Raw genomic sequence first — 14,855 nt, forward strand, 5'->3', positions numbered from 1 at the left:
TCAGCTGGTGGGCGTCGTGCTCGTCGTCTCCGGCGGGGTGCTGGTGTCCGAGCCCGTCGAGGACGACTGGTCCGAGCTCGACGACGACGTGGTGGTCGTCGGCGTGGTCGGGGTCGTCGGATCGCTGGACGACGGCGGGGTCGAGCTGTCCGCGGGCGGGGTCGAGCTGTCCGACGGAGGCGTGGAGCTGTCCGACGGAGGCGTGGAGCTGTCGGACGGCGGGGTCGAGCTGTCGGACGGCTGGTCGCTCGGGGGCGTGCTCGAGTCGGACGGCGTGGTCGACGACGGCGGCAGCTGCGTGGGCGAGCCCGGCGGCGTCACGACCGGGGGCGGCGGGGCCTGGTCGCCCACCGGGCTGCCGGCCGCGGCTTCCACGGCGCCCGGGCCCGGCGGGGCGCCGATCGGCACCTGGCTGTCGGGCAGCTGCGAGACGCCACCGCGGTACGCGGCCGCGTACGCCATGACCGTGTCCACATAGGCCTGCGAGTTGTTGTACCGCCGCACGGCCACGCGCTGCATCGCGTCGCTGGAGAGGTCCAGGCCGCCGGAGCACAGGTAGCGCGCGGTGGCGAGGGTCTCGTCGTAGACGTTGTTCGGGTCGGAGACGCCGTCGCCGTTACCGTCGGAGGCGTAGCCCCGCCAAGTGGACGGGATGAACTGCGTGGCGCCGACCGCGCGGTCCCACACGGCGTTGCCGTCGTAGCGGCCGCCGTCGGTGTCGCCGATCGCGGCGAACGGGCCGGAGCCGTCGAGCACCGGGCCCAGGATCGGCTCGAGGGTGTTGCCTTTGGCATCGACGTAGCCGCCGCGCGCGTGGTTGGACTCGATGCGCCCGATGGCCGCGATGAGCTGCCAGTCGAGGTGACAGCCGGGCTGCTCGCGGGACATGATGTCGGCCGCGTTCTGGTACGCCTTCAGCATGCTGCCCGGGATCCCGAGTGGACCGCCCGACGTCGCCGAACCCGTGTTGACGTGGAAACCCGGCACGGTCAGCGCCTGCGGGGTCGGCGGCTGCGGCAGGCTGCCGTCGACCGCGATCGGCGGCGGCACCATGTTCGGCGGCAGGAACGGCGCGGCCAGCGGCGGCTGGGTGCTGTGATCCGCGGCCGTGGTGGAGACCTGCGTGGCGAGCGGGACCGGCAGACCCGACCCGGCCACCGTCGGCAGCACCACGAGCGCGCCACCCGCGAGGGCAACTGCCGTCTTGCTGCGGACAGACCGCCGGCGCGGCCGGTGTTTCGCCATCGTCGCTCCCCGTTTCGTCTTTCGGCACTCTCGTTCGTCAAGCTAGCCGAAGACGGCCGCTTTCAGTGAGGGCGCCGGGCAAATCTGTTCTAGACGGCGAGGTTTCGTGCATCCGGCGTAAATCTTCAGTTGGCTGATCGGACATTTTCACCGTCGTTTTACAACGACTCACGCTCACCTTTCTCACGGTTGAGCCGAATGGAGCAACCGCGCGTAACAACGGGCCAGTGGATCACTGCGGTAGGCGCCGAACGCGGGGATCGGTTCGTAGCCTTCGCGCTCGTAGAAGCGCATCGCGTCGGGCTGGCGGACGCCGGTCTCCAGCAGCAGCCGCGTGATCCCGTTCGCCGTGGCCTGGTCTTCGAGCGCCCGCAGCACTGCCGTCGAGACGCCCGTGCCCCGCGCTTGCGGCACGACGTACATCCGCTTGATCTCCGCCTCACCCGGTTCGAGAAACCGCAGGCCACCGCAGCCGACGGCTGTGCCGGCTGCGCGGGCGACGAGAAAAATCGTCACGCTTTCGGCGGTAGGGGCGGGGCCCGCTTCGTGATCGGTGCTCTCGTAGCGAATGTCCAATTCGGCCCGTTGCGCGGCGCGCAAGGCGGACGCGTCGGGTGCGTCCCACGCTTCGTGGCGAATCTCGATCACCGGTACCCCCGTTTCTGGGAACAAGTGTTACGGTAACGGATGTTACGGAACGGAGGGTCGCGTGCCAAGACAGCGTGACGTCGAAGCCCAGCGTGAGCTGCTGTCCGGTGCGGTGTGGCAGGTACTGGCCGCCGAGGGCCTGCCCGGCCTCACCGTGCGCGCGGTCGCCGACCGCGCGGGCTGCACGACCGGCCTGGTCATGCACGCGTTCCCGACCAAACAGGCCCTGCTGCTGCAGGCCCGCGACCTGCTGCACCAGCGCACCGCCGAACGCGCCGACGCCGCCGAAGCCTCGGGCGCCGCACCCGCCACCGTGTTGCGCGACGTGCTCTGCCACGCCGCGACCCTCACCCCCGAGGCCGCCGACGAGGCCCGCGTCTGGGTCGGTTTCCTCGCGGCCGCCCTCGCCGATCCCGCCCTGGCCGAGCGCCACCGCTCGCACAACCGCGCGTTCATCACCCGCGTGACCCGCCTGGTCGGCGCCTGCCGGCCCCGCTGGTCGCACCCCCGGCGCGAACGCACCGCGAAACGCCTGATCGCTCTGGTGGAAGGCCTCAATGCCTTGACGGCGGCCGATCCGCTGGCCTACCCACCGGCCGTGCACCGGGACGCGATCGCGGTCGCGCTGGCCGAGCTGGAGGGCTGATCACGCCGCCGGTCCGAACCTCCGCCGGTACTCCGACGGGCTCAACCCCGTGTGCCTGCGCAGCTGCGCCCGCAGGTTGGCCGCCGTGCCGAAGCCGCAGTCCGTGGCGACGCGGTCGAGGCGCAGTTCGCCGCGTTCCAGCAGCCGGCAGGCGAGGCTCACCCGCTCCGTGGTGAGCCAGGCCAGCGGCGTCGTCCCCAGCTCGCCGCGGAAGCGCCGGTGCAGGGTGGCCTGGCTGGTCGCCGCGTGGGACGCCAGGTCCGCCACGGTCAGCGGCCGGTCCAGGTTGGCCCGGGCCCAGGCCAGCACGGGGGCCAGGGAGGCGTGCGCGACGACCGGCACCGGCCGTTCCACGAACTGCTGCTGGCCGCCGTCGCGGTGGCCGGGGAAGACCAGGCGGCGGCTGACGGCGTTGGCGATCTCCGCGCCGTGGTCGCGCTGGATCACGTAGAGCCCCAGGTCCATCGCGGCCGCGCTGCCGGCCGCGGTCAGGACTGTTCCGGCGTCGACGAACAGCACGTCGGGCTCCAGCCGCACGTCGGGGTAGCGCGCGGTGAACTCCGTCGCCCAGCGCCAGTGGGTGGTCGCCCGCAGGCCGGTGAGCACACCGGCCTCGGCGAGGGTGAACGCGCCTGTGCAGAAGCTCATCAGCCGGGCCCCGCGGGCGTGCGCGCGGCGGATCGCGGACAGCACGGCCGGGTCGGCCGGCACCTGCGGGTCGGGGCGGTTCGGCACGATCACTGTGTCCGCCGCGTCCACCGCGGCGAGGTCCGCGACGCCCGAGAGCGTGAACATCCCCAGGTGCATGCCCACGCGCTCACGCGCCGACGCCAGCGTGAAGTCGTACCAGGGCCGGTCGAACTCCGGGCGGCGCAGGCCGAACAGCTCGGTCGCGACACCCATCTCGAACGGGTTCGAGCCGTCGTCCACGACCATCACCACGCGGTGCGAGGATTCTTGCGGCATGTGCTATTCCTAGCACTCCCGCGCCGCCGGGCCCAGGACGACGATCGAGGACATGAACCAGCCCATTGATCTGCAGTCGGTGCTCGACGGATTCGACGCCGTGTGGAGCCCCCGCATCGTCGCGAACATCAACGACTACGACGTGCGCCTCGCCCGCTTCTCCGGCGAGCACATCTGGCACGTGCACGAGAACACCGACGAGTTCTTCCTGGTCCTCGACGGCGACATCGAGATCGGCCTGCGTGAGCCCGCCGGCGAGCGCGTGGTCGCCCTCGGTCGCGGCCAGGTGTTCGTGGTGCCGCGCGGGACGTTCCACAAGCCGTCGTCGAAGGAGGGCGCGGCCGTGCTGCTCGTGGAGCCCGCGGGCACGCTCTCGGTCGGTGACGCGCACGACGAGGTGCCCGACCACGTGGACGTGACCGTCGGGCATCGCCTGAGCACGGCTTCCAACAGCTGAGTTTCAGACTGAGACGGCGTACTCTCCGGTCCATGAAACGGACTTCCTTCGCGCAGTGGCCGTGCTCGATCGCGCGGACCATGGACCTGCTCGGGGACTGGTGGACGCCGCTGGTGCTGCGCGACGCCTTCTACGGCGTCACGCGCTTCGACGAGTTCCAGCAGGCGCTCGGCATCGCGCGCAACACCCTCGCCGACCGGCTCCGCCGGCTGGTCGACGAGGGCCTGCTGGAGAAGGTCGCGTACCAGACCGAGCCCGTGCGCTACGACTACGTGCTCACCGAGAAGGGCAAGGACTTCTTCGGTGTGCTCCTCGCGATGACCGCGTGGGGCGACCGCTGGCTCGCCGGCGAGGCCGGGCCGCCGATCACCACGCACCACGAGAAGTGCGGCCACGACACCCACGCCGAGGTCGTCTGCGCGCACTGCGGCGAGCCGCTCACGGCCGAGGACACGCGCATGCGCCGTGGCCCCGGTTTCCCCGAGAAGATCGCGCACCGACCCGACGTGGAGGCGCGGTTCGCCCGGCAGGAGGCCGCGCGCTGACCCGTTGACAGGAGGGTCTCGTTACGAAACTATCGTGGTCAGAGGCACCTTGACGGTCGATGCTGAGGAGGCGCACCACGATGGAGTGGACCGGCGCGCGGTACGCGGACAAGCCCACGGCCGAGGCGGCCACCTGGATCGACGGCGCTCCCGAGGCCGTGTGGCCCTTCGTCTCCGACGTGCGGCACATGCCCGAGATGAGCGCGGAGCTCCAGCGCGTCGAGTGGCTCGGCGGCGCGACCGGTCCGAAGCTCGGCGGCAGCTTCGTGGGCCACAGCAAGCACGACGCGCTCGGTGAGTGGTCGACGACGTCGTTCATCGTCGAGTGCGAGGAGCCGCGTGTGTTCGCGTGGGCGGTGGAGGACCCGGAGAACCCCACCGCGACCTGGCGCTTCACGCTCGAACCCGAGAACGGCGGCACGAAGCTCACGCAGTGGATGCAGATGGGGCCGGCGCGCTCGGGCCTGTCGTTCGCGATCGATCGCATGCCGGACAAGGAACAGAAGATCGTGTTCGTGCGCATGCGTCAGTTCGAGAACGCGATGATCGCCACCGTCGCCGCGATCAAGGACCGCGTCGAGGCGGCGCGGTGATGCGCACCGCGACCACGGTCCAGGGCTCCGACAACTGGCCGGAGACGCTGGAGTTCGTGCTGGAGGCCGAAAAGCTCGGGCTCGACGTGTGCTGGGTCGCGGAGGCGTGGGGCTCCGACGCGCCGTCGGTGCTGGGCTTCCTGGCCGGGCGCACTTCGCGGCTGCGGCTCGGTTCCGGGATCATGCAGGTCGGCGTCCGCACACCCGTCGCGGTGGCGCAGGCGGCCTTGACACTCGCCGACATGTCCGGCGGCCGGTTCTCCCTCGGTCTCGGGCCGAGCGGCCCGCAGGTCATGGAGGGGCTGCACGGGGTGCCGTTCGCGAGGCCGCTCACGCGGGTGCGTGAGACGGTCGAGATCGTGCGCAGTGCGTTCGCGGGGGAGAAGATCTCCTTCTCCGGCAAGGCTTTCGAGATCCCGCTGCCCGGCGAGGCGCGGCCGATGCGCCTGTCGACGACGCCGAACGAGGACATCCCGATCTACCTCGCCACCCTGTCGCCGAAGCTGCTGGAGCTCACCGGCGAGATCGCCGACGGCTGGTTGGGCACCAGCTTCGTGCCCGAAGGCGCTTCGGCGTACTTCAGCCACCTCGACGCGGGCCTCGCGAAGTCCGGCCGCAAGCGGGGCGACCTCGACGTGTGCCAGGGCGCGGAGGTCGCGTTCGCCACCGATGAGGACGAACTCCACACGATGGTGGGCAATCGGAAAAAGGAGCTCGCCTTTTCCCTGGGCGGCATGGGCTCCGCGAGCACCAACTTCTACAACGACGCCTACAGCCGCCAGGGCTGGGCCGAGGTCGCCGCGCAAGTGCGCGACCGCTGGCAGCGCGGCGACCGCGACGGCGCGGCTGCCCTGGTGACGGACGAAATGGTGCTGGGCACCACGTTGATCGGCACCGAGGACATGGTCCGCACCCGGCTGCGCGTGTGGCGCGACGCCGGCGTCGACACCGTGCGGCTCTACCCGTCGGGCGACACGCTGGACGCTCGCCTGGAGACCCTGGGTCGGGCGCTGGACCTCGTGCGGCAGGTCGGTTAGTTCACCTGCCGGTCCTGTCCCTCCCAGAACGGCTTGCGCAGCTTGAACTTCTGGATCTTGCCCGTCGCCGTGCGGGGGAGCTCGTCGAGGAAGTCCACGCGCTTCGGGCACTTGTAGCCGGCCAGGTGCTGCCGGCAGTGCGTGATGAGGTCCTCGGCGGTGACCTCGGTGCCGTCGGTGACGACCAGCGCCGTGACCAGCTCGCCCCACTTCGTGTCCGGGATGCCGATCACCGCGGCCTCGCGCACGGCCGGGTGCGAGTTCAGGGCGTCTTCCACCTCGATCGACGACACGTTCTCGCCGCCGGTGATGATCACGTCCTTCTTGCGGTCGGCGATGGACAGGTAGCCGTCTTCGAAGCGGCCGCCGTCGCCGGTGTGGAACCAGTTGCCTTCCTGCACGCGGGCGGTCTCGCCCGGGTTCTCCCAGTAGCCCTCGAGGTTCATGTTCGACTGGACGAGCACCTCGCCGCCCGCGTCGATCGACACGCGCACACCCAGCGCCGGGGCTCCCGCGCGGCCCAGGAGCTTGGCCTGCTCGTGCGCGTCGAGGTCGGCCCACTCCGAGCGGAAGCGGTTGACCGTGAGCAGCGGCGAGGTCTCGGTGAGGCCGTAGATCTGGATGAACTCCCAGCCCAGCTCGGCGCGCACGCGCTCGATCGTGCGGGTGGGCGGCGGCGCGCCGGCCACGACGATGCGCACGCGGTCGCGGCCGGGGATCTCGCCGTCCCAGGTCGCGGCGCCGTCCAGCGCCGCGGTGACCACGGCGGGGGCGGCGCACATGATCGTGACGCCGTGTTCCTGCACGCGGCGCAGGATCTCGGTGCCGTCGACCTTGCGCAGCACGATGTGGCGCGCGCCGAGGCCGGTCACGGCGTACGGCATGCCCCAGCCGTTGGCGTGGAACATCGGGAGGGTGTGCAGGAGGACGTCGTTGTCGTTGAGCGTGGTGTGCAGGCCGAACGTGGTGGCGTTGAGCCAGAGGTTGCGGTGGGTCAGCTGCACGCCCTTGGGTCGCGCGGTGGTGCCCGAGGTGTAGTTGAGCGTGGCGGTGGCGGATTCGTCGGGCGTCCACGGCCGCGGGTCGCCGTCGCCGCCGAAGATCTGCTCGTCGTCTTGGCCCAGCACGAACACGTGCTTGGCGGTGACCGCGTCGAGCAACGGTTTGAGCTCGGGGTCGATCAGCACCACGTCGGAGCCGGAGTGTTCCACGATGTAGCGGACTTCGGCCGGGGCGAGCCGGAAGTTCACCGGCACCAGGATGCGGCCCCAGCCCGACACCCCGAAGAACGACGTGAGCAGCCGCGCCGAGTTGTGCGACACGATGGCCACGCGCCCGCCGACGGACACGCCCAGCGCGTCGAGGTTCGCGGCCTGCGCACGGGCGCGGCGGGCCAGCTCGCGGTAGGTGACCGCGCCCCACGAAGCGGCGGGCTGGTCGGGTTCGTCGACCACCGCGATCCGGTCCGGGTACACCGTCTCCGCGCGGTCGAGGAAATCGCGCACAGCGAGGTCGTAGAACACGGGCCGATCCTTTCGCGTCGTTGCGGGGCGTGCGTCGTCAGTGCCCGCGGACCTGCAGGTTCCGCGGTCCACCGTACGTGACGCGTCGCGTTCGGACTACCGATGTGGTTCCGTGGTGACGTGGACTTCGACAGCGTCGCCGACGACCTCTACGCGGGTTCGCCCGCCGACTTCGTCGCATCCCGCACCGCGGCGTCGCGCGCGGCCAAGAAGGAGGGGGACGCCGAGCTCGCCGGCCGTATCCAGGCGCTGCGCAAACCGACCACGGCGGCCTTCTTCGTCAACCGCCTGGCCCGCGACGGTTCCCCGGCCCTGACCGAGCTGGCCGAGCTGGGCGACCGCCTGCGCGAAGCCCACGCCGGCCTGGCCGGCGACCAGCTGCGGGAGCTGGCGGCACGGCGGGCCACGCTGGTCCGCTCCGTGCTGCGCGACGCGCCGGACCTGAGCGACGCCGTGGCGCGCGAGGTGGAGGAGACACTGGAGACCATGGTGGCCGACCCTGCCGTCGCGCGCCTGGTGCTCGCCGGGCGGCTGACGTCGGTGGCGCACCAGGACGCGGATCAGTGGTTGTCGTTGCCTTCCGTTCAGGGGAAGAAGAAGGCCGCCTCGGGCAAAAAGACCGCAGTGGCCAAGAAATCCGCTCCGGCCAAAGAAAAATCCCGGTTGGAGAAGTCCGAAAAGGACCGCGAACGCGAACGGGTCGCCCGGGAAGAGTGGCAACGCAAGGCTTCCGCCGCCACCCGCGAACGCGCGGAAGCCTCACGGATGCTCGTGCGCACCGAACGCATCGCCGAACAGGCCGACGCCCGCGTGGCCGAACTCCGCGAACGCCTCGCCGACGCCGAAGAACGCGCCGCCCACGCCGCCAAGGATCTCGCGGCGGCGCGGACCGCGTTCGACAAGGCGGACGAGGCCGTGCGGGAGTTCACGCACGACAGCGGTTCGAGCAGGCGGTAGGCCGTCCCGCCGGTTTTGTCGGTGCTCTCCGCATACTGGGTGAAGCGCGCCGTGGGGGCGCGTTCACGAGGGGAGAAGCGGATGCCGCTGGCCGACGAGATGCTCAACGACGCCGTCGTGAGGGGGCTGCTCAGGTCGCTGAAGGCGGCGGCGCCCGGCGTCGCGTTCGGGGAGCTACGGCGGGTCCGCCTGGGTGGGCTCGGGTTGCGGCAGCGGACCGACGCCGTGCGCGACGCGGTGCTGGCCGACCTGCCGGGCGGCTACCGCGAGCTCGCCGACGTGGTGCACCGGGCGCTGGCCGACGATTCGTTCACCGGTTGGATGACCTGGCCGGTTTCGGAAGCGGCTTCGGCGCGGGCGCTGGAAGACGGCGGCCGCCCGGCTTTCGACGCGGCGCTCGACCTGCTGGCGCTGCTCACCCCACGGCTCACGGCCGAGTTCGCCATCCGGCCGCTGCTCGACGCCGACCTCGACCGCGCGTTGCCGAAGGTGCTGGCCTGGACGAATGATCCGTCCGAGCACGTCCGCCGGCTGGCCTCGGAGGGCACGCGGCCGCTGCTGCCGTGGGCCCGGCGCGTCGCGGCGATCTCGGCGCGCCCGGGCGTCACGGCGCCGATCCTCGACGCCCTGCACCGCGACGAGTCGGCCTACGTGCGCCGCTCGGTCGCCAACCACCTCAACGACATGAGCCGCGCGCGGCCCGAAGTCGCCGTGGCCGCCGCGGCGCGCTGGCTGGGCCCCGCCGGATCCTCGGCGGACAAACCCACGGCCCAGCTCGTGCGCCACGGCCTGCGCACCCTGATCAAGCAGGGCGACCCCGGCGCCCTGGCCCTGCTCGGCTTCGCCCCACCCGACGGCATCACCTTCGACGGCCCGCTCCTGTCCGCGCCATCGGTCTCCATCGGCGGCGAGCTGGCCTTCACCGGCACACTGCGCAACACGGGCGCCTCGGCGGTCAACCTGGTCGTCGACTACGTCGTGCACCACCGCAAAGCCAACGGCACCACCACACCGAAGGCCTTCAAGCTCACCACCCGCCTCCTGGAACCGGGCGCCGAGCTGCCGCTGGCCCGCACGCACTCGTTCCGCTTGATCACCACCCGCGTGTACCACCCGGGCCCGCACGCGCTGGAGATCCAGGTCAACGGCACGTCGCTGGGAAAGGCGGATTTCGAGCTGCTGACCTGACGTTCGCGAAGCCAACCAACCAGTCGGTAACCTGATCCCATGGCACGCGACGCGGAACAAACCAAACGCCGGCTCCTCGAAGCCGCGACCACCGAGTTCGCCGGGTTCGGGATCGCGGGCGCACGGGTGGACCGGATCGCCGCGGCGGCGAAGTGCAACAAGGCGATGATCTACTCCTACTTCGGCAGCAAGGAGGGCTTGTTCGACGCCGTGTTCGACGAGCGGACAGCGGCGTTCTTCGAGGCGGTGCCGTTCGACGCCGACGACCTCGCGGGGTACACCGGGCGCGCGTTCGACTACTTCGACGCGCACCCCGAGACGTTGCGGCTCTCCACGTGGTATCGGCTCGAGCGCTCGGACGCCGAGCACCTCGCCGCGATCAGCGAGGTCAACGACGTGCGCCTGCGGGAAATCGGGCGGGCGCAGCGCGAGGGCGGGATCCCGGGGCACTTTTCGCCCGTGCAGCTGCTGGTGCTGATCCAAGCGCTTTCCGCGGCGTGGCACAGCACCAATCCGGAACTCGGACCGCACCTGCCGACTGGCCGCGAAGGCCGGCGCGAGACGCTGGTCGACGCGGTTCAGGGATTGCTCGCGCTGAAATAGCTTTTCCCCGTAATCAACGGAAAAACAATGGTGCCCGCCAAAACGGCCGAAGCCAGCCCGGACAGCGCGAGAAAACCCCACGGCGCTTCGAACGGCGGAATTCCCGCGAAGGCCTCGAAACCGATCACGGCGGTGAGCACGGCGTCGGCGGCCACCGCGATCCGGACGACGCGCAGGCGGGCGCGTTCGGACAGTCCGGTGAAGCGCAGCAGCCACGCGATCGCGGGCAGCACGAGGATCGCGTGCATGGCCACGGCGTGCAGGGGTTTGAGCGAACCCGCGGTCGTGTAGGCCAGTTCCGCCGCGCCGCCGCGGGCCTCGGTCACGCCGCGTCCGATCATCACGGCGCCTGTCGCGAGGGCGACCATCAGCACCAGCAGGCCGAACCGCACGGCGACCAGCATGCTCGGCGCCATCCCGCCCGGCGAACGGAAAGCCGCGGCCGTGAACCCGAGCGCCGTCACCACGATCACGCCGCCGCCGGCCGCCAGCGACATCGACACCACCGTGTCGTAGCCGGTTTCGAAGTTGAAGTGCGACGGGACGCCACGCCACGCCTGCGTGGTCACGAGCACGACCTCCGCCACGCACGCCACGAGGAACGCGCCCAGCAATCCGGCGCGAGTCCGCGGCCGCAGCCTCACGTACGAAGTCGCCCACGCCACCGAAACCAGGGTGAGACCGAAGGACAACCCGAACGTCACCGCTTTGCGCAGCGACAGCGGTCCGAGCCACGTGCCGCCGGTCGCCAGCAGCACCACCGCGTTCCCGACACCGCTCGCGAGGAGCACCGCCCCCACGACGTATGCGAGGCGTTCCACACGTCTGCCGTCCCGCCAGATGCGGCTCACGGCGTTCATCATCGGCTGAGTCATGACCTCAGCTTGGTACTGCGACAACGTTTCGTCGTCGTGTCCCCGTCGACACCCGCGTACGCAGATTTACGTACGCCGTCCGGTGGAAAAACCCCAAAAAAGAGAACGTAAAGAACCCATTGCAATTCCTGGTTAACGCGTGGGAGGTGCCACTCCGCGGGAGGATGCGAGTGGGGTGGTCGAGTTCTACTCTGAAGAGATGTACATAGCCTTGCTCGCCTACACGGCGCCTCGAAACGAAGTCGACTACGCCCTGGCGGAACACGCGGAGTGGTTGCGCACCCACTTCTCCCGCGGATTGTTCCTCGTTTCCGGGAAAGGGGACACCGACCATGACCAGGTCATCCTCACCCGCCCGTGCCTGCGCGGCAAGCTGGACGCCGTGCTGGCCACCGACCCGCTCGTGGTCCAGCGCCTCGCGCACTACACCGTGATCGAATTCTCCGCCACGCGCACCTCCCACGAACTCCACGCCATCAACGAGGCACTCGCCTCCTGAAGTCGCCGGCCCGGGAGCAGGTGGCCTCCGACCGCTGTCGCCCGCCACCTGCCCGCCGTAACGCCGCCGTGTGCTCGCCTATGATCTCGGATACCGACGTTCCGGTACGGGAGAAGCCATGCACACGCCCGACCTCGTCTTCCGAGGCCGCCGCCTCACCAGCGATCGCGCGCTGGTGATGGCCATCGTCAACCGCACCCCCGATTCGTTCTACGACAACGGTGCGACCTTCCTCGAGACCCGCGCGCAGGAGGCGATCCGCCGTGCGCGCGCCGAGGGCGCGGACCTCATCGACATCGGCGGTGTACCGGCCGGCAAGGGCCCCGAGGTCACCGCGGCAGAGGAGATCGCCCGCGTGGTGCCGACGGTCGAATGGGCGCGCGAGACGTTCCCGGACCTCGTGATCAGCGTCGACACCTATCGCGCCGAGGTCGCGGACGCCGTCTGCCGCGCCGGCGCCGACATCGTGAACGACAACTGGGCGGCCTACGAGCCCGAGATCCTCGACGTGGCGGCGGAGCACGGCGCGGGCTACATCTGCTCGCACACCAACGGCCTCACGCCGCGCACCGAAGCCGCCAAGCCCGTATACGACGACGTGGTCGGCTCCGTGATCGACGGCACCACCGAACTCGCCCGGCGCGCGCTGGAGCGCGGGGTGCCGCGCGAGGGGATCATGATCGACCCCTGCATCGACTTCGGCAAGAACTCCTACCAGTCGCTGGAGCTGATGCGGCACACACAGGCGCTCGTGGACACGGGCTGGCCGGTGCTGATGGCGCTGTCGAACAAGGACGTGATCGGCGAGACGCTCGGCGTGCCCGTCGGCGAGCGCGTGATCGGCACGCTGGCGGCCACGGCCGTCGCGGCGCTGCACGGGGCGGCGATGTTCCGCGCCCACCAGGTCGCGGAGACGCGGCAGGTGGCCGAGATGGTGGCCAGTATCGCGGGCACGCGCCCGCCCGCGCACGTGGTGAGGTCCGTCTGATGCGTGAAATCTTCCCCGGCACCCGCGACCTGGCCGAGGCCGACCTCGAGGCGCTCTACGCCTACCGCGCGCCCGAAAAGTGGCTCGTGGTGAACTTCGTGTCGAGTGCCGACGGCGCCGTGACCGTCGAGGGTCGCTCGGCCGCCCTGTCGACGCCCGCCGACCGCGTGATCTACCGCCTGGGCAACGACCTCGCCGACGTGGTGCTCGTCGGCGCCGGCACCGCCCTGCTCGAGGGCTTCCGGGGCATGCGCCCCGACGAGCACTCCGCCGATCGGCGCCGCCGCCACGGCCTGGCCCCGATCGCGCCGGTCGCCGTGGTCACCGGCGGTGGCTCGCTGCGCCCGGACGCCCCGGTGATCACGCAGGCGCTCGTGCCCACCATCGTCATCACCCACGCCGCCACCGACCCCGACCTGCGCGCCGCCTGGTCCGCCGCGGGCGCCGACGTCCTCGTGGCCGGCGAGGACTGCGTGGACCTCGGCGCCGCGGTCACCGCCTTGGCCGTCCGCGGCCTCACCCGCATCGACTGCGAGGGCGGCCCGCACCTGTTCGCTTCCCTGCTGGCCGCCGATGCGGTGGACGAGTTCCGGTTGACCCTGTCGCCCTTCCTGGTGGCGGGCAAGGCCCCCCGCCCGGCCTTCGGCGACGCGATCGACCCGGCGCGGATCGAACTGGCTTCGGTGCTGGAGCAGGACGGAACGTTGCTGCTGCGGTACTTGCTGCGCCACTGATCGTCCGTAGTGGACGTCACGCCGAGCTGAGCCGTCGCAGCCGGTTCGCGAGGAACTCCTCGGTGTCGGCCAGCGACAGGGCCTGGCCGAGCAAGGACTTGAGCTCCCCGGCGTAGTTCGCGACCGCCTCTTCATCGGTGAGGTAGACGGTGGTGTGCGCGTGGCGCAACGCGACCGTCGGGGTCCGGCCGGTCGTGCGTAGACGGTGAACCCCGGCAGGTCCTGCTGGTCGGTGGCCAGGACCCGGATCGCTTCGCGGTTCTCGGCGAGGACCTCGAGCAGGTGCTGGTGCTGCGAGACCAGCGCATCGCGACTGATCACCGGGTCGTCGAGCCTCGCTCGGCCTGGTGCGGGGCCGGCGGCCAGCTCGAAGACCCGGCTTTCCGGACTCTGCCCGGGTGGCGTGGTGTGTTCGAGCATCTCCCACCGGTAGCCGCGCTCCTGCAGCCGGAGCGGGAGGAAAACCGGACACCACTCGGTGACGGTGGTCGCCGCTTGCTCATACGTCGACGCCATCCGCACCGACCCGGCGGCGAAGTGTTCGGCGTGCATGGTGCTGTGGCTGCTGGCCGCGAGCAGGCGCAGCCGCGCGTAATCCCGGGCGGGGTGGCGCGGGTGTCAGTCTTCACCGGGGTCCCTTCGGGGGCTCGTCGCTCGGGGCGCGGTCTTCGGGCTGGTGGTTCGGGTTGCGGTTCGGGTTGCCGGCGCGTCTGGCGGGGTGCAGCCGGCTTCGCACTCGACCCGCTCCCGGATCGCGGACACCGAATCAGGCGAACGCCGCACCTCCTTTTCAGCGGTCAGCATCAACCCGCTGCGCCCCACCTCCAGGTTTACAACGGGTGGAGCCGTATCAGATTCGATCACGGTGAATGATTCACCCTGGATAGGTGACCAACCGGCATCGAATGGCACATAATGGAACTCAATGTTCGGCATCTCAGCCATCTCAAGCAAATATCGAAGCTGATCGATCCAGATGTCGAGGCCACCATTGATCAATCGAATAGCGGCTTCACCGAAGTACACAACCAGGTGCGCGGGATTCGTGCGAGTGATGACCCTGGGCGGTGTTGTGATCGGCGACCTGGCGGATGTTGGCCATCAGCTCGTTCACCGCCTGGGGACGCAGGAGCACCGGCGCCTCGGTGTCGATCTGCGCCGCCGCGAAGAACACCCCCGCCCGCACGACCTGCCCCACCACGACCTGCGCGGGATGCCCATCCAGCGCCCGCGCCGGAGTGATCAGTCTCGATCGCCAATCCAAGCCGTCCACGGTGCCGCCCTCCGCTACTATCTCCTGTGCAAGATCAGCTCTGCTGACCTTGCTGACAAATTCTGGCGGTGGCGGCGC

19 protein-coding genes are annotated in these 14,855 nt (G+C 70.5%); 11 read left to right on the forward strand and 8 right to left on the reverse strand.

Annotation, left to right across the window (positions count from 1 at the left end):
* Both ACWEOE_RS17905 and ACWEOE_RS17910 read right to left on the reverse strand, forming a co-directional pair.
* The gene (locus tag ACWEOE_RS17905; RefSeq protein ID WP_452010135.1) at window positions 1-1,245 is read right to left on the reverse strand and encodes a lytic transglycosylase domain-containing protein; all 1,245 of its coding nucleotides are present in this window, start codon (window positions 1,243-1,245) and stop codon (window positions 1-3) included.
* 183 nt (window positions 1,246-1,428) lie between these two features.
* On the reverse strand, window positions 1,429-1,893 hold the full coding sequence (locus tag ACWEOE_RS17910; RefSeq protein WP_452010137.1) for a GNAT family N-acetyltransferase: 465 nt from the start codon (window positions 1,891-1,893) through the stop codon (window positions 1,429-1,431).
* A gap of 61 nt (window positions 1,894-1,954) precedes the next feature.
* Between ACWEOE_RS17910 and ACWEOE_RS17915 the strand changes: the two genes are divergently transcribed.
* A complete protein-coding gene (locus ACWEOE_RS17915) occupies window positions 1,955-2,539 on the forward strand; it encodes a TetR/AcrR family transcriptional regulator (protein WP_452010139.1) in 585 nt (194 codons plus the stop codon).
* Here ACWEOE_RS17915 and ACWEOE_RS17920 read toward each other — a convergent pair whose 3' ends face one another.
* Window positions 2,540-3,505 (reverse strand): helix-turn-helix domain-containing protein, encoded by a 966-nt coding sequence (locus ACWEOE_RS17920; protein WP_452010142.1) that lies wholly within the window; start codon window positions 3,503-3,505, stop codon window positions 2,540-2,542.
* A 52-nt stretch (window positions 3,506-3,557) separates the two neighbouring features.
* On the opposite strand from ACWEOE_RS17920, the gene ACWEOE_RS17925 reads away from it, so the two are divergent.
* The 4 genes from ACWEOE_RS17925 (at window position 3,558) to ACWEOE_RS17940 (ending at window position 6,137) form a co-directional block, all read left to right on the forward strand.
* Window positions 3,558-3,962, forward strand: a complete 405-nt coding sequence (locus ACWEOE_RS17925; RefSeq protein ID WP_452010145.1) for a cupin domain-containing protein — start codon at window positions 3,558-3,560, stop codon at window positions 3,960-3,962.
* 32 nt (window positions 3,963-3,994) lie between these two features.
* Window positions 3,995-4,507, forward strand: coding sequence for a winged helix-turn-helix transcriptional regulator (locus ACWEOE_RS17930; protein WP_452010147.1), 513 nt, complete (start codon window positions 3,995-3,997; stop codon window positions 4,505-4,507).
* An 80-nt stretch (window positions 4,508-4,587) separates the two neighbouring features.
* Window positions 4,588-5,100 (forward strand): SRPBCC family protein, encoded by a 513-nt coding sequence (locus ACWEOE_RS17935; protein WP_452010479.1) that lies wholly within the window; start codon window positions 4,588-4,590, stop codon window positions 5,098-5,100.
* Window positions 5,100-6,137, forward strand: coding sequence for an LLM class flavin-dependent oxidoreductase (locus ACWEOE_RS17940; RefSeq protein WP_452010150.1), 1,038 nt, complete (start codon window positions 5,100-5,102; stop codon window positions 6,135-6,137). Before ACWEOE_RS17935 ends, ACWEOE_RS17940 begins: the two co-directional genes overlap by 1 nt.
* Here the strand turns inward: ACWEOE_RS17940 and ACWEOE_RS17945 are convergent.
* Window positions 6,134-7,660 (reverse strand): AMP-binding protein, encoded by a 1,527-nt coding sequence (locus ACWEOE_RS17945; protein ID WP_452010153.1) that lies wholly within the window; start codon window positions 7,658-7,660, stop codon window positions 6,134-6,136. The two genes, ACWEOE_RS17940 and ACWEOE_RS17945, sit on opposite strands and share 4 nt — an antisense overlap.
* 120 nt (window positions 7,661-7,780) lie before the next feature.
* Here ACWEOE_RS17945 and ACWEOE_RS17950 point away from each other — a divergent pair, with 120 nt between their 5' ends.
* The 3 genes from ACWEOE_RS17950 (at window position 7,781) to ACWEOE_RS17960 (ending at window position 10,408) form a co-directional block, all read left to right on the forward strand.
* A complete protein-coding gene (locus ACWEOE_RS17950) occupies window positions 7,781-8,617 on the forward strand; it encodes a hypothetical protein (RefSeq protein WP_452010154.1) in 837 nt (278 codons plus the stop codon).
* 81 nt (window positions 8,618-8,698) lie between these two features.
* Entirely contained in the window at window positions 8,699-9,805 is a 1,107-nt protein-coding gene (locus ACWEOE_RS17955; protein WP_452010157.1) for a DNA alkylation repair protein, read from the forward strand.
* A 39-nt stretch (window positions 9,806-9,844) separates the two neighbouring features.
* Window positions 9,845-10,408: a TetR family transcriptional regulator gene (locus ACWEOE_RS17960; RefSeq protein ID WP_452010159.1), complete on the forward strand. Its 564-nt coding sequence runs from the start codon at window positions 9,845-9,847 to the stop codon at window positions 10,406-10,408.
* On the opposite strand, the gene ACWEOE_RS17965 is transcribed toward ACWEOE_RS17960, so the two are convergent.
* Window positions 10,384-11,268 (reverse strand): hypothetical protein, encoded by an 885-nt coding sequence (locus ACWEOE_RS17965; protein ID WP_452010481.1) that lies wholly within the window; start codon window positions 11,266-11,268, stop codon window positions 10,384-10,386. The two genes, ACWEOE_RS17960 and ACWEOE_RS17965, sit on opposite strands and share 25 nt — an antisense overlap.
* A 214-nt stretch (window positions 11,269-11,482) precedes the next feature.
* Here ACWEOE_RS17965 and ACWEOE_RS17970 point away from each other — a divergent pair, with 214 nt between their 5' ends.
* The 3 genes from ACWEOE_RS17970 to ACWEOE_RS17980 all read left to right on the forward strand — a co-directional run bounded on the left by ACWEOE_RS17970 (window position 11,483) and on the right by ACWEOE_RS17980 (window position 13,504).
* Complete coding sequence (locus ACWEOE_RS17970) at window positions 11,483-11,782, forward strand: YciI family protein (protein WP_452010162.1); 300 nt, start codon at window positions 11,483-11,485, stop codon at window positions 11,780-11,782.
* Window positions 11,783-11,900: 118 nt separating this feature from the next.
* Window positions 11,901-12,770: a dihydropteroate synthase gene (gene folP, locus ACWEOE_RS17975; RefSeq protein WP_452010165.1), complete on the forward strand. Its 870-nt coding sequence runs from the start codon at window positions 11,901-11,903 to the stop codon at window positions 12,768-12,770.
* Window positions 12,770-13,504, forward strand: coding sequence for a pyrimidine reductase family protein (locus ACWEOE_RS17980; protein ID WP_452010167.1), 735 nt, complete (start codon window positions 12,770-12,772; stop codon window positions 13,502-13,504). Before folP ends, ACWEOE_RS17980 begins: the two co-directional genes overlap by 1 nt.
* A 16-nt stretch (window positions 13,505-13,520) precedes the next feature.
* Here ACWEOE_RS17980 and ACWEOE_RS17985 read toward each other — a convergent pair whose 3' ends face one another.
* The 3 genes from ACWEOE_RS17985 to ACWEOE_RS17995 all read right to left on the reverse strand — a co-directional run bounded on the left by ACWEOE_RS17985 (window position 13,521) and on the right by ACWEOE_RS17995 (window position 14,777).
* Window positions 13,521-13,979, reverse strand: coding sequence for a Scr1 family TA system antitoxin-like transcriptional regulator (locus ACWEOE_RS17985; protein ID WP_452010170.1), 459 nt, complete (start codon window positions 13,977-13,979; stop codon window positions 13,521-13,523).
* Window positions 13,980-14,122: 143 nt separating this feature from the next.
* Window positions 14,123-14,530: a Scr1 family TA system antitoxin-like transcriptional regulator gene (locus ACWEOE_RS17990; RefSeq protein ID WP_452010173.1), complete on the reverse strand. Its 408-nt coding sequence runs from the start codon at window positions 14,528-14,530 to the stop codon at window positions 14,123-14,125.
* Window positions 14,517-14,777: a hypothetical protein gene (locus ACWEOE_RS17995; protein ID WP_452010175.1), complete on the reverse strand. Its 261-nt coding sequence runs from the start codon at window positions 14,775-14,777 to the stop codon at window positions 14,517-14,519. Before ACWEOE_RS17995 ends, ACWEOE_RS17990 begins: the two co-directional genes overlap by 14 nt.
* Window positions 14,778-14,855: the final 78 nt, after the last annotated feature.

It is taken from the genome of Amycolatopsis sp. NPDC004368 (assembly GCF_053602515.1).